This is a genomic window from Acinetobacter sp. XS-4 (genome assembly GCF_023920705.1).
Classification (GTDB): domain Bacteria; phylum Pseudomonadota; class Gammaproteobacteria; order Pseudomonadales; family Moraxellaceae; genus Acinetobacter.
Window position 1 is genome coordinate 3,114,310 of record NZ_CP094657.1, and the last position, 13,310, is coordinate 3,127,619.

The following is a 13,310-nucleotide window of genomic DNA, read 5'->3' on the forward strand; positions in this document are numbered from 1 at the left end:
AAACTTCGGACTTGTGAGACCTTATGTCTACCCAACCGCTTATAGAAAAACTCATTGAAGCTCATCTTGATTTTTTAGATGAGGAATTTGCTCATCCTCATGTTATCCAACAAGAATTTGAGCAATTTTATCATTGGTTGGGTAGTCGGCAACTACAACACCTCTGGACCTTTGAACAAATTCAGCAGCTCATTCAAAAACAGATTCTAGAAACTCCTGCTTCTGATTTTTTGCTTGAACAAATTGCAGAACATATTCGCTTTGCACTTATTCATCCAGCTAATGAAAATACAACAATTGAAGATGTTATTCCTGTTTTAACAATTGATGGGATAGCGCAATACGTTGCAAGTAAAGAACAGCATCGTAAAAAAATCATTAAAACGATTGTTAATAATTCTGCATTTTCAGCACTTTTGACTCAACTGATTCAACAAACAATGCATGATTACTTAGATGAATCTATGTCAAAACGTGCGCCAGGTGTGGGCCGTTTTATGAAAATGGGGAAATCTGTTCTAGAAACAGTGACTGATTCAAATCTAGACGACACGATTAATCATTATTTGCAAAAGAATATTTTAAAACTGAGTCAAATGAGTGAGCGCGTTTTAAACCAACATTTTGACAATGATAAGCTCTATCATTTTCAGGCAAATGTTTGGCATAAAGTTAAATCTATGCCACTTTCTGTTTTGAAAAACTATGTAGAAGTTCAAGATTTATCAAAAACTGTAGGTTTAGGACACGAGATTTGGGATCACATTCGCCAAACTTCTTACCTGAAACAACAAGTTCATGATGGTATTTACACTTGGTATGTTCGAAATCAGGAACGTAATTTTGACTTGCTACTACGCGACCTTAATATTAATGAAAGTTTGATACAACATGAACTGACTCAGTTGCTTGTGCCGGTATTACAGCAATTAGTTACAACAGGACATTTAAGACGTCGTGCCCGTGTTTACCTAGAGAAATTTTATTATTCTGAAAAAGCATTAAATATTATCAATAACAAAGGCGCTTAAAGCGCCTTTGTTATTGCTATTGATTAAAATGAATATTTTAAAGAAGCATAATAAGCTCGACCTGGCTCATTGTAAGTTTGACTGATTGAATTACTGTCTCTTAAAATTTGTTTATCAAACAAGTTACTTACACCAACACGCGTACTAATATTGTCTGAAATTTTATAACCAACATTAATTCCAGCAGTGCTATAACTTTTTACAGTACTTGGCTTAATCGCAGAATTTGTTCCACCTGAACCAATGCCCGATTCGATTCTATTTTCAGCAAACTGACGCGACTTTTGACGGCCATATTGAGTGAAGACAAAATTCACATCTAACTGATCTGTAATGTCATAATCGAAAATTGAGTTAATCGTATAGTTTGGAACCAAAGATAATGGGTTCCCCGTTTGCTTATCTTTTGAGTCCATCATGTAAGTAAAGTTATTGGTCCAGCGAATGTCTCCAAAGTCTAAGCCTAAACTTCCTTCAAAACCTTGAATTAATGCTTTAGGCGTATTTTCCCAACGTAAGATATTCCACTTGGTGTTGGTCACAGCACCTGTATTTGCGTTGGTACTTGAGCCATCAACTGTTCCAATAACATTTGTACCAGCCACAATCTTATCTTTATAGTCATTGCGGAACCACGTTAAGCTTGCATTGACAATGTCTTTTTGAAACTGGATGCCTAACTCTTTGTTTACTGAAGTTTCTGGTTTTAAATCACCATTACCTTGCAATAAACAACGTGACTCAATATTAGATGGACAACCATTGCCGTTCGTACTGAGTAAGTACCCTTCGGCATTTTGATACATATTCGGTGCTTTATACGCTTTTGCTACTCCACCTTTTAAAGTGAAATAATCATTGAGTCTTTGAGTAACGTTTAAGCTTGGGCTCCAGTTAGAACCAGATTTGCTGTGGTCATCGAAACGTAAACCTAACACGGCATCGGTGCTATCTGTAAGTTTTAGGTTATCTTCGATATATGCAGAAGCAATACGTGATTCCATTTTACTGCGATTGCCTTTAGCTAATTGATCGCCGTAACCTGAACCACTACTGTCCACACCTTGAGTTGTCGAAACATTATCTTTAAATCTGTCTTCAACCCATTCAGTCCCGAGTGTTAACACGTGTGGTACATAATATTCAAAAGGAATATTGGCTTCACCATTTAAACGAAGAGTTTCTAAACGTGAGGTGGCTTTATTATCAAGATTATTAATTTTTCCTTCTACACTTCCTGCGAGGCCTTCAGGCAAACGTTTATTATGAGTTTTATCATATTGAGCAACTAACTTACTCTTACCCCAAGACCAATCCCCTTCATGCGTTAATGCATAGCTATCACGGTACATGGTATTGGTTTCTTTACCTATGAGTTCCGAAAGAATTGCATCGGCTTCAGCATTTGCATTTAACTGAGAATCACCAGAATAAATATTACCTTGTTTACTAGAAGAGACATCGAGCAAGACAGTTTGTTGGTCTGTTGCTTGCCAAGCTAAACGTCCTGAAATATCTTTATTTTTAACGCCTTCACGGCCAGCTGCGGTACTGCCTATTGATTTATTAATATCGACATCGTCCGCTTCTGTTTTATTGTAATTACCATATAAGCGATATGACAAAACATCTTTAATCAGTGGCCCACTTACATTAAAACCAACACGATTTGATGAACCTTCTTTAGAGTCCTCAGGTTGAGAAGTATAAAACTCTACCGAACCATGGGTTTCATTCGTCACTTTTTTAGTAATGATGTTGACTACACCACCTGCTGCACCCGAACCATATCGAGCTGCGGCTGGTCCACGTAAAACTTCAATTGATTCGATAGCTTCGGCTGGTACCCAATTTGAGTCACCTCGTGTATCACGCTCTCCTTTCCAGCCATAACGAACTGAATTACGAGAGTTAATTGGTTTTCCATCCACTAAAATGAGCGTATTTTCTGGACCCATTCCACGAATATCAATTTGTCTATTATTACCACGCTGCCCCGTTGCGCTATTGCCCGTTAAATTGACACCCGGCATACGACGCACATAATCAGAAATATCATTACGAACGGGTAGTTTTTCTAAATCTTCTTTGGTAATAACCGATACACCGAGCGATTGCTTCACTTGCTCTTCAGCTGTTACGAAAATTGTTTCCAATTTCACAGGTTCAGCAGGCTTTTCTAATGCTTGTTCTTGCTCATTTTGTGCAGCATAAGCCATAGACATCATACTTGCCAGTACTGAAACAGAAAGCACTGACTGGATAATACGCTTCGACATAAGTATTCCCAATATATTGATTTATTAAACATCTCTCATTTTAAGTTCCGCATTGTAACAAATCTAAATAAAATTACAAATGATATTGATAATAATTATCATTATTTGTATTGAATAATAAAAAAACCTCATGTCGAGGCTTTTTTATTTCACTTTTCAAACAATTTGATTATTTGAAATAAGCACCTTCAGCTTGCGTATGGTCTGTTTGGTCAACCACACGTTGAAGCTCAGGAATCTGCTCTCTTAAAGTAGTTTCAACGCCCTGTTTCAAGGTAACGTCAATTGCAGAACAGCCTTGGCAACCGCCACCAAATTTTAATACAGCAGTTAAACCGTGTTCCGGGTCATCTTGTACTTCTACCAAGCTACAATTTCCGCCATGCCCTGCAAGACCTGGGTTAATTTCTGCTTGAAGAATGTAAGTAATACGTTCTTCAATCGAAGCATCTGGACCAACACGTGGAACTTTAGAATTTGGAGCACGGAAAGTAAGCTGACCACCAAAACGGTCCTTGTTGTAATCAATTACGGCATCTAAAAGATAAGGAATAGATGGCGCATCAATATACGCAGGAAAATCAGGATAGTCCTGTTTATAATCCGTTGGGACCACTTCTTCTGGTGCACTATATGCCATACAGCATTCTGCACGTGGCGTACCCGGATGTTCAACAAAAACTCGAACGCCAATTCCCGGAGTATTTTGCTTCGTTAATAAATCGTGCAAATACTCTTGTGCAGATGGTGTAATCAAAAGGTTTGGAATTTCTTCTGCAACAGCAGTGTTGGTGTTCTCAGTCGACATAACAATATTCCTCAAGCTGATGCCTTTATATTAACCGAAGATGAGGTGGATTTAAAAAAAATCAACTAAATTTGTCGGATTTATACACAACAGGGTTTCAACTTAAGTTTTTAATGGCATTATTGAGCCAGTATTGATCATTTTTTAAATATTTCTTATGTTGCATTTGCCATTTAACCATACAGTTACTCTTATTATTATTACGGTCATTATCTCTTTAATTGCTTTTAGCAACCAGAACGTGATGAACCGATTGATTTTTTGGCCACCGGCTATGCAACGTGGACAAATTGATCGCTTCATTACTCATGGCTTTATCCATGCTGATGGAACACATCTACTTTTCAACATGATTACCCTGTTTTTCTTTGGCAGTATTATTGAAAGTTTTTACCGCCAATATTTTTATGACATGGGTTTTGTGTTGTTCTATTTAGGCGGTTTAATTTTCGCGATTTTACCAAGCTACCTACAACATAAAAATGATGCAAATTGGGCCAGCCTAGGTGCCTCAGGTGCTGTTTCAGCCGTTTTATTTGCTTATATTCTGTTTCAGCCATGGAAGCTGATTTTTGTATTTTTTATTCCTGTGCCCGCTATTATTTTTGCAATTTTATATGTGGCATACAGTATTTGGGCTGGTAAGCGTGGTAATACCCATATTAACCATAGTGCTCATTTATGGGGGGCGGCTTACGGAATCATCGTAACAATTTTACTTGAACCAAAAGTTATTCCGCATTTCTTAGACCAACTGACTCGCCTTCCTTTCTAAACAAAATAAATTAAAGAAAGGCCCTTTGTGTGCTTTTCTTTTTTTCTCATTAATTTATCACTATAAATTCTCAGTCTTTTTTCTGATTATCTTTGATCTTTTCTTTGTTTTGATTGCAAAAACCATCTGATTAAACTCGTGCCAATTCTTTTAATAATTCAGATGATACAATGAAGTACAAAGCAATTTTATCTAGCCTTTCCATTGCTTTATTTAGCTTATCTTTAGCTGGATGTAATGACAACGATAATCAAGAAAATGTAGCAACCACACCTAAGCAGCCGAATATCTTATTTATTATGGCTGATGACTTAGGCTATTCAGATTTAGGCGCTTTTGGTGGTGAAATTCACACCCCTAATATTGATAGTTTGGCTCAAGAAGGCCGCCTTTTAACGGATTATCATACTGCCCCTACCTGTTCTCCAACACGCTCTCAACTCATTTCTGGTACTGATCACCATTTAGCTGGTATTGGGGCAATGGCTGAACTCACACCGGAACATTTGAAAGGGCAACCAGGCTACGAGGGATATTTAAATGAACGCTCTTTATCTATCGCTCAAGTACTTAAAGATAATGGCTACCGCACGTACATCAGCGGTAAATGGCATTTAGGGCTAACACCTGAAACGAATGCACACGCAAAAGGTTTTGATCATTCATTTACCTTATTACAAGGTTTAGATCACCATTTTAAGCAAGCGCCAAGTGCGTTTAAACGAAATTCAACTTATACAGAAGATGGTCAAGTTATTCCTGTTTCAGCTTTGCCTGATGACTTTTTCTCGACAAATTATTTTACCGATAAATTACTAAGCTATTTAGACTCAGGCAAAAATAGTGGCAAACCGTTCTTTGCTTATGCTGCCTATACAGCGCCTCATTGGCCAATTCAAGCACCTGCTGAATACCGTGAAAAATATCACGGAGTTTATGATGTCGGTTACGATGCTATTCGTAACGCACGTATTGCTAGGCAAAAACAACTTGGAATTATCCCTGCAGGGTTTGAAGCAGCAGAACCAATTGCAACTCAAAATGCCCCACAAAAATATGGAAAATGGGATGAGTTAACAGCCGAACAAAAGGCTCTAGAAGCCCGTAAAATGGAAATCTATGCGGGCATGGTAGAAAATCTCGATGCCAATGTCGGCCGAATTATTCAATACCTCAAACAAAATAATCTTTATGACAACACTTTAATTTTCTTTGTTTCCGATAACGGTGCCGAAGGTTTTGTACGTGGCGGATATGGCAGTGAATCTGGTTTTGATAACTCTGTAACAAATGTGGGCACACCAACTTCATATCACTATATTGGGCCACGTTGGGCCGAGGTCAGCGCTGCACCTTTTCATTTATGGAAAGATACAGCTGGTGAAGGTGCAACCACTGCCCCTGCTATTGTGAAATTACCAAACCAGAAAAAAGCAGAAGAAACCAATAATAGTTTTGCATCTGTACTCGATGTTTTCCCAACCCTATTAGAATATGCTCATATTCCAGTACCTCAAGGCCAATACAATGGTCGTACCATTAATACGCCATCAGGGGTTTCATGGAAGCCTTTACTTGAAAATAAAACCACCACCATTCGCCCTGCAAATTTTAGTTTTGCCGATGAATTACATGGCAGCAAATATGCAAAACAAGGTGAATGGAAAATTGCAGTTCAAGGACGCCCTGAGTTAGGCACAGGAACTTGGGAGTTGTATAACATTGCCACTGATCGTGGAGAAAAACACAATGTTGCACAACTTTACCCAGCAAAAGTGCAAGAGTTGTTATCGGTTTATCAAAAATATACTGAGAAAAATGGTGTGCAGGAATATAACGCCAAATGAGATTAAAACTATTTTTAGTTACCACAATCAGTCTGTCTGTTATGACAGGCTGTAGCCAATCTTCACATATTTCTGAGTCTGTACCTACAACTCAACAGCAAACATCTTTAGCTGACCTAGGTTCTATTGAAAAGTGTAAAAACTATACTGGACTACCCCAAGGTTGGCTCAAACAACCTACAGCTGGAATGGTTCTAATTGCCGATGGGAATTTTAATTTTGGTTCTGAAAAAGCCTATCCCGACGAACTTAATTTTGGAAAAAAACAAAGAGAAGTCAAAGGATTCTGGATTGATCAGACTGAAGTTACGATTGCTCAATTTGCAAGTTTCGTAAAAGCAACAGGCTATATTACCGATGCTGAGAAACAAAAGCAGGCTGCTGTTTTTTCACCAGATCCTCATCATCCACAGCAATGGTGGCAGCTAAAATCAGGTTATACATGGAAAACTCCAAATGGCAGTCATGGTGCTGTAGCTAATCCTAATGAGCCTGTGCGATATGTGAGTAAAAATGATGCTGAACATTATGCAGTCTGGCTCGGGCATGATTTACCAACAGAATTAGAATGGGAATATGCAGCTAAAGCCAATTCAAAAACTGATACGCCCTTACATCAAGCTCCTACCGATGAACACCAACATCCACAAGCAAATTACTGGCAAGGCGAATTCCCTTTTCAAAACTTAAATCAAGATCACTTTAAAGATGTGGCACCCGTTGGATGTTTTGCGGCAAATAATTTCAAACTATTTGATACGATTGGAAATGTATGGGAATGGACATCCTCTCCTTATCAAGGTGCCCATGATCAACATATGGGAAATTATTCTGATTTAAGACAACAGCAAATTGCGAGTACACAATATGTAATTAAAGGTGGATCTTTTCTGTGTGCTCAAAATTATTGTTCGCGTTATAGAAGCAGTAGTCGTTATCCGCAAGACTTTGATTTAGCAGCAACCCATGTTGGCTTTCGAACAATTTTAAGATCTGACTAGTTTCTTTTAATCAGAATTATTTAATATTTTTTTAACGAAAATTAGATCGAAAAATAATCAATATATTTCTATAGTACAAAGGAGAATGATAAAAAAGTGAGAACATGATGAAAGCATTATTTCTCTGTGTAGCAGCAATTTTCACAATGTCATTATCAGCCTGTGCAGTTCATACACGGGAAGGTAGTATTGTGATTGATCCAGATTCACCTTATCACAATCATCCCGGAGACTTTTGCCCACCAGGACAAGCGAAAAAAGGACGCTGTTAGAGATATATTCTTTTAAAGTAATTTTGAAGTTACGTTAAAGAAATAGAGTTTGATTGAATGATAAAGTGAGTACGAAAATGGCGGGTTCCACCCCCAAAATAGATGGGATGAAACTAGAAAATTATGGTGTAAAAAAATCACCATATCCCCAAGATTTTTAAAAGACAATCTTACGTTGTCTTCTATCTAGTTTCACCCCAATTCTTTCTTATTCCATCTGACTTTTCTTATCCTTTAAGAAAAAAGTCTAGTTTTTAATCATTTCTGCATCTGTATTATTGATACATTTTGAACATTTTACCTTCAGGTTAAAACTGATGTATTTGCTTAATACAAAATAATCATTTATGTAACGTAAGTCTATAAAAATGTTCTAAAAATGTGAAAAAAATTAAGGCCAAAATGAGATGAAATTATCATAATAAATTGCTCTTTCATGTTTCATCACATAAATAATCAATATTATTTTGTCAGTTATTGCCACTCGTTTCCTTTCATTGGCATAGATAATGTATACATCTGTATATTAACCCAGTCTTATAACGAGATATTTTATGTCCAGCACAAGTCAAGTCGAAGGTCTACAATTTCCAGTACACGCCTCAACAAAAAAACAAAGCACATCTCTTACAGGCCAAGAGATTTTGTCAGAGGCTTTATCTGTTGTAGATAATAAAACCGCGCAACAAGTGTTGAATGAAAAAAACTGGCGAAAAAACTACCCTATTTATTTTAAAGCGCTTGTTAAGCAAGGAATTTCAAATAGTAGCAACCCAATTACTATTGCTAAGCAAGGTTTGCATAAAGCTCACCATATTTTTGACTATTATCGTGATAGTAAACATTATCTTTTAAAAGATGCGGTTCATATTGCTTCATCTACGCCCCTTCACACAGTAAAACTTAAAGGTGAAAGTGATGCAGCTCCAGAGTGGTATGTTCCTTACAAAGGACAAAAACTCAGTGGACAAAGCTTACTAGACCAAATTCAACTTTGGGAAGAGGCTGGTATTATTGAACCAAGTCATGCAAAAGCTTTGCGTGAAGCTACTGCACACCCAGAATGGTTTGATTTATCTGACCGTACCATGGTGTTGTTTGGTGCGGCTTCAGAAGCTGGTCCTCTACCTTGGTTAGCGAAGTGGAAAGCAAATATTATTGCTGTCGACTTACCAAACCCACGTGTCTGGGGCAAAATTTTACATACGATTCAAAAAGGAAACGCAACTCTGATTGCGCCAAGTATTGAACAAGTTGATTCATCAGCAAAAGTTTCAGAATTAAGAGATAAATTGGGTGCAAATTTATTGACTCAATTACCAGAAATTGCACAATGGTTAGTTCAGTTTCCACAAAAGTTAGATTTGGCTGCAATCGCCTATTTAGATGGTGAAAAGCATGTTCGTGTGTCCATGGCAATGGATAGCATTATGCAATATGTGAGTGAGCATAAGTCTGATACAAGCCTTATGTTTATGTGCACGCCAACCGATGTTTACGCGGTTCCTAAAGACGTAGCCAAAGCTGCTCAACAAAAATTTAAATCACGCACAAAAATACAAAAAATGGCAGTGAAAGGTGTTTCTGCACTTTCTTTAAACCGTTTTTTTCAAGCACCTTATCAAGATCTGATTGATTGTGAAAATGGAAAAACTTATGGTATTGCCGACTGTCTAGTCGTTGAACAAGGGCCAAATTATGCCTTGGCAAAACGTATTCAACAATGGCGTGCTATTTTGGCGCGTCATCAGGGGCAACATGTAAGTATTAATATTGCGCCATCTACAACCACTCACTCTGTGACTAAAAACCCATTATTGAAAGCAGCTTTTAATGGTGCAGAGCTTTTTGATGTAGAAGCATTTAGTCCTGAAACTACTAATGCCATTATGGCAGCAATCTGGATTCATGACTTAAGAAATGAGTCTTCTGTAGCAAATCCTGAAACTGAGTTGGATCATCCGCTTGAACTCATGATGGAAGGTGCCAACCACGGCGGATTGTGGCGTGTTGCTTATTTAGCAAGAACCGCCCTGCCTTTTGCTGCGATCTATGGCTTCGCCACCGAAAAACTACCTTTTGGAAAATCATCAAAAAAATAATTTGATTGAAGCCCAATTCTAGAATTGGGCTTTTTTCTGTGTTTATCTATTTATTTTGAAAGTGTGAAAGATATTTTTGCATTTCGTCAGACGGCACCATACCACCTCCTGTCGCCCATACTACATGGATTGCCTGTTTTAATTTCTCGGCTGATAGTTGATGTAAAGCTAAATAATCAGGATTCGTCTGGACATAATATGGCCCCATCATTCCTGCCACCGCAGAAGGCTCAAGCTGAATATTTTCAGTTTGATTTAGAAGTGCTATTAGTTCGTACAAACGTTCGTCATGAATGGTGTAATAGCCATCGATTAGCTGTTGCATAGCACGTCCAACAAAACCTGAAGCACGCCCTACTGCAAGTCCATCTGCGGCGGTTACATTATCGATGCCAATGTCATTTACTGAAATCTGATCATGCAAGCCTGTGTGTACACCAAGTAACATGCAAGGCGAATGAGTTGGTTCGGCAAAAATACAATGTACATGCTCACCAAAAGCCAGTTTCAACCCAAAACTCACCCCACCTGGGCCACCACCCACGCCACACGGCAAATAAACAAATAATGGGTGTTCGGCATCAACTGTAATTTGTTTTTGCTTAAATTGCTGTTTTAGGCGTATTCCTGCAACGGCATAGCCTAAAAATAATGTTTTTGAGTTTTCATCATCAATAAAAAAGCAGTGTGGATCTTGCTCTGCGGCTTTTCTTCCCTCTTCAACAGCTACGCCATAGTCACTAGCATATTCCACAACATTGACGCCCAGTGAACGCAGTTTGTCTTTTTTCCACTGTCTCGCATCGGCAGACATATGAACTGTAACTCTAAAACCCAGTTTGGCGCTCATAATACCGATAGAAAGCCCAAGGTTGCCTGTAGAACCTACTGCAATTTGATACTTAGAAAAAAACGTTCGAAATGAATCTTGATCTAACTTACTGTAATCGTCTTCAAACTTGAGAAGCCCTGTCTCAATTGCCAACTTTTCGGCATGAGCCAAGACTTCATAAATACCTCCACGCGCTTTAATTGAACCTGAAATAGGTAAATGGCTATCTTTTTTTAGCCAGAATGTTCCACTCAGTTGCACTTGTTCTGTTGAAGAAAGTGCTTGCTGCATTTTCGGAATTTCAACGATATCTGATTCAATTTTTCCATCTTGCGCTTGAGTTTCAGGAAACACTTTTGCTAAATAAGGTGCGAAACGCGCTAGCCTTGCTTCCGCATCACTTACGTCCTCTGCTGTGAGTCCAACTTTTTCTAAAGCTTCAGTTAAAGGATAACGATGAGGTGTAAACCAAAATGTCTCTTGATAGGTTTGCAATGCCTCAATAAGTGGGAATTGTTGTTTTAGCTGATCTATTTGAATCGCATCCATAATCTATCCTGATATCAAAGTTTTAAGCCCAGTTTTGGGAGCTACTTGATGCTCTATAACGACTTGTTAATTTATAATTGAATGTACATGAAAATGGACTGAACTTAAAAAGAAACAAATAAAAAAGCCACTGTTTACAGTGGCTTTAATTTTTTAAATGCGTTTATACAAACTGCAAGAACAACCAGTACAAACCACCTGATAAACAGATTGTTGCAGGAAGTGTAAATACCCATGCAGATAAAATTGTTTTAACTGTATTGAAGTTTAAGCCTGATCTATTCGCGACCATGGTACCTGCAACAGCACTGTTTAAAACGTGTGTTGTTGAAACAGGCATACCTAAACCATCAGCAGCGGCAATTGTACTCATTGCAACAAGCTCAGCAGACATCCCTTGACCATAAGTCATGTGATGCTTACCAATACGCTCACCTACAGTCACAACAATACGCTTCCAGCCAACCATAGTGCCTAAGCCAAGTGCCAAAGCAACTGCCACTTTCACCCAAGTTGGAATGTATTGTAAGAATGAATCTAAGCTACTGCGGTATTCTTTCACAAGTTTTTCTTGTGACTGATCCATTTTTGGTAATGCATTCGCTTTATCCAAACGCTTAAACGAAGTGGTACTTAAATACATGTCATTACGAATTTCGCTAATTGCAGCTTCTGGAATGTCTTTTAAGTTGTTATAGCTAGAAACTCGCTCACCCAAGTGGTCAGTCATGCTTGCCAATGCAGGCACTACTTCTGGAGTCTGCTGTTTAGTTTGAATATATTTAGTCAGAATAACACGCGCTTTTTCATCGGTTAATTCTGGCTGATTTTGATTCAAAAATACGGCAGTCTGAGAAGAAAGCTGATGGAATGATTGAACTTGTTGAGTATCAAGATTTTTATTTAATGAATAAGCTAACGGCACCAGACCAACCAAAATCAGCATGATGAGACCCATACCTTTTTGACCGTCATTAGAACCATGTGCAAAACTTACACCTGTACAGGTAAAGATTAAAATTGCACGAATGATTGCAGGTGGTGGTTTATTACCTTCTGGTGGTTGGAATAATTCTAATTGGCGTTTAAAAACAGTTTTAACCAACAAGAATACAATCGCTGCAAAAGCAAAACCAATTAAAGGCGAAAATAATAATGCCTTACCGACTTTAATCACCTGATCCATATCAACACCGCTGGTCGTTACGCCAGTCGATGCACTCAACAGATGGTTCATAATGCCCACACCCAAGATTGAACCAATCAAGGTATGAGAACTAGAAGCAGGAATACCTAAGAACCAAGTACCTAAGTTCCAGAGAATCGCAGCAATAAGAAGCGCAAAAACCATTGCGAAACCTGCACCGCTACCCATGTTCATAATCAGTTCAACAGGCAACAAAGCAATAATGCCGTAAGCGACTGCGCCGCTTGCAACCATTACCCCAAGAAAATTACAAAAACCTGCCCACATGACTGCAACTGGTGCAGGTAAAGCATTGGTGTAAATCACTGTTGCTACTGCATTTGCAGTATCGTGGAAGCCATTTACAAACTCAAAGCCTAAAGCAATCAAGAGTGCAGTAGATAAAAGGATAACCGAATAGAGACTCAAAGGTGGTACGTGTGCTAAATCAGCACTCACCTGAAATCCAATATAAATAAGTGTTGCAACAATAATCGTCAAAAACACCGGCATAAAAAACTTAGGTGTTGGGACATGTACATTCGTCGATTTGACTTGCAGGTTTGCCGCAAGTTTTGAATCCGAAACAGGGGGTAGATTAGAATTCATGCAGACGGTAAGAGGATAG

At 38.3% G+C, this 13,310-nt stretch carries 10 protein-coding genes; 6 read left to right on the forward strand and 4 right to left on the reverse strand.

The features are described 5' to 3' along the window. Positions 1-23 precede the first annotated feature (23 nt). Positions 24-1,031, forward strand: a complete 1,008-nt coding sequence (locus tag MMY79_RS14475) for a hypothetical protein (protein WP_252609706.1) — start codon at positions 24-26, stop codon at positions 1,029-1,031. Positions 1,032-1,054: 23 nt separating this feature from the next. On the opposite strand, the gene MMY79_RS14480 is transcribed toward MMY79_RS14475, so the two are convergent. After that, positions 1,055-3,310, reverse strand: a complete 2,256-nt coding sequence (locus MMY79_RS14480; protein ID WP_252609708.1) for a TonB-dependent siderophore receptor — start codon at positions 3,308-3,310, stop codon at positions 1,055-1,057. Between the two features lie 169 nt (positions 3,311-3,479). After that, complete coding sequence (gene nfuA, locus MMY79_RS14485; protein WP_174759063.1) at positions 3,480-4,118, reverse strand: Fe-S biogenesis protein NfuA; 639 nt, start codon at positions 4,116-4,118, stop codon at positions 3,480-3,482. Positions 4,119-4,275: 157 nt separating this feature from the next. Here nfuA and MMY79_RS14490 point away from each other — a divergent pair, with 157 nt between their 5' ends. The 5 genes from MMY79_RS14490 to MMY79_RS14510 all read left to right on the forward strand — a co-directional run bounded on the left by MMY79_RS14490 (position 4,276) and on the right by MMY79_RS14510 (position 10,115). Beyond that, positions 4,276-4,893: a rhomboid family intramembrane serine protease gene (locus tag MMY79_RS14490; protein ID WP_004793994.1), complete on the forward strand. Its 618-nt coding sequence runs from the start codon at positions 4,276-4,278 to the stop codon at positions 4,891-4,893. 170 nt (positions 4,894-5,063) lie between these two features. Further along, positions 5,064-6,740, forward strand: coding sequence for an arylsulfatase (locus tag MMY79_RS14495; protein ID WP_252609710.1), 1,677 nt, complete (start codon positions 5,064-5,066; stop codon positions 6,738-6,740). Beyond that, positions 6,737-7,741: an SUMF1/EgtB/PvdO family nonheme iron enzyme gene (locus tag MMY79_RS14500; RefSeq protein ID WP_252609712.1), complete on the forward strand. Its 1,005-nt coding sequence runs from the start codon at positions 6,737-6,739 to the stop codon at positions 7,739-7,741. The genes MMY79_RS14495 and MMY79_RS14500 overlap by 4 nt, the downstream gene beginning before the upstream one ends. 107 nt (positions 7,742-7,848) lie before the next feature. Beyond that, entirely contained in the window at positions 7,849-8,013 is a 165-nt protein-coding gene (locus tag MMY79_RS14505; protein WP_016138934.1) for a hypothetical protein, read from the forward strand. 554 nt (positions 8,014-8,567) lie between these two features. Beyond that, positions 8,568-10,115, forward strand: a complete 1,548-nt coding sequence (locus MMY79_RS14510; RefSeq protein ID WP_252609714.1) for a hypothetical protein — start codon at positions 8,568-8,570, stop codon at positions 10,113-10,115. A 46-nt stretch (positions 10,116-10,161) separates the two neighbouring features. On the opposite strand, the gene MMY79_RS14515 is transcribed toward MMY79_RS14510, so the two are convergent. Both MMY79_RS14515 and MMY79_RS14520 read right to left on the reverse strand, forming a co-directional pair. Further along, positions 10,162-11,496 (reverse strand): D-serine ammonia-lyase, encoded by a 1,335-nt coding sequence (locus MMY79_RS14515; RefSeq protein ID WP_252609716.1) that lies wholly within the window; start codon positions 11,494-11,496, stop codon positions 10,162-10,164. A 163-nt stretch (positions 11,497-11,659) separates the two neighbouring features. Continuing rightward, positions 11,660-13,291 carry an inorganic phosphate transporter gene (locus MMY79_RS14520; RefSeq protein ID WP_252609719.1) on the reverse strand — a complete coding sequence of 544 codons (1,632 nt, stop codon included), beginning with the start codon at positions 13,289-13,291 and terminating at the stop codon, positions 11,660-11,662. Positions 13,292-13,310 lie beyond the last annotated feature (19 nt).

Bases quoted from the DNA above. Each gene is read 5' to 3' on its own strand.
- MMY79_RS14515 (WP_252609716.1), bottom strand. From the start codon at position 11,496: ATGGATGCGATTCAAATAGATCAGCTAAAACAACAATTCCCACTTATT.
- MMY79_RS14500 (WP_252609712.1), top strand. From the start codon at position 6,737: ATGAGATTAAAACTATTTTTAGTTACCACAATCAGTCTGTCTGTTATG.
- MMY79_RS14505 (WP_016138934.1), top strand. From the start codon at position 7,849: ATGAAAGCATTATTTCTCTGTGTAGCAGCAATTTTCACAATGTCATTA.
- MMY79_RS14520 (WP_252609719.1), bottom strand. From the start codon at position 13,291: ATGAATTCTAATCTACCCCCTGTTTCGGATTCAAAACTTGCGGCAAAC.
- MMY79_RS14475 (WP_252609706.1), top strand. From the start codon at position 24: ATGTCTACCCAACCGCTTATAGAAAAACTCATTGAAGCTCATCTTGAT.
- MMY79_RS14480 (WP_252609708.1), bottom strand. From the start codon at position 3,310: ATGTCGAAGCGTATTATCCAGTCAGTGCTTTCTGTTTCAGTACTGGCA.
- MMY79_RS14495 (WP_252609710.1), top strand. From the start codon at position 5,064: ATGAAGTACAAAGCAATTTTATCTAGCCTTTCCATTGCTTTATTTAGC.
- MMY79_RS14510 (WP_252609714.1), top strand. From the start codon at position 8,568: ATGTCCAGCACAAGTCAAGTCGAAGGTCTACAATTTCCAGTACACGCC.
- nfuA (WP_174759063.1), bottom strand. From the start codon at position 4,118: ATGTCGACTGAGAACACCAACACTGCTGTTGCAGAAGAAATTCCAAAC.
- MMY79_RS14490 (WP_004793994.1), top strand. From the start codon at position 4,276: ATGTTGCATTTGCCATTTAACCATACAGTTACTCTTATTATTATTACG.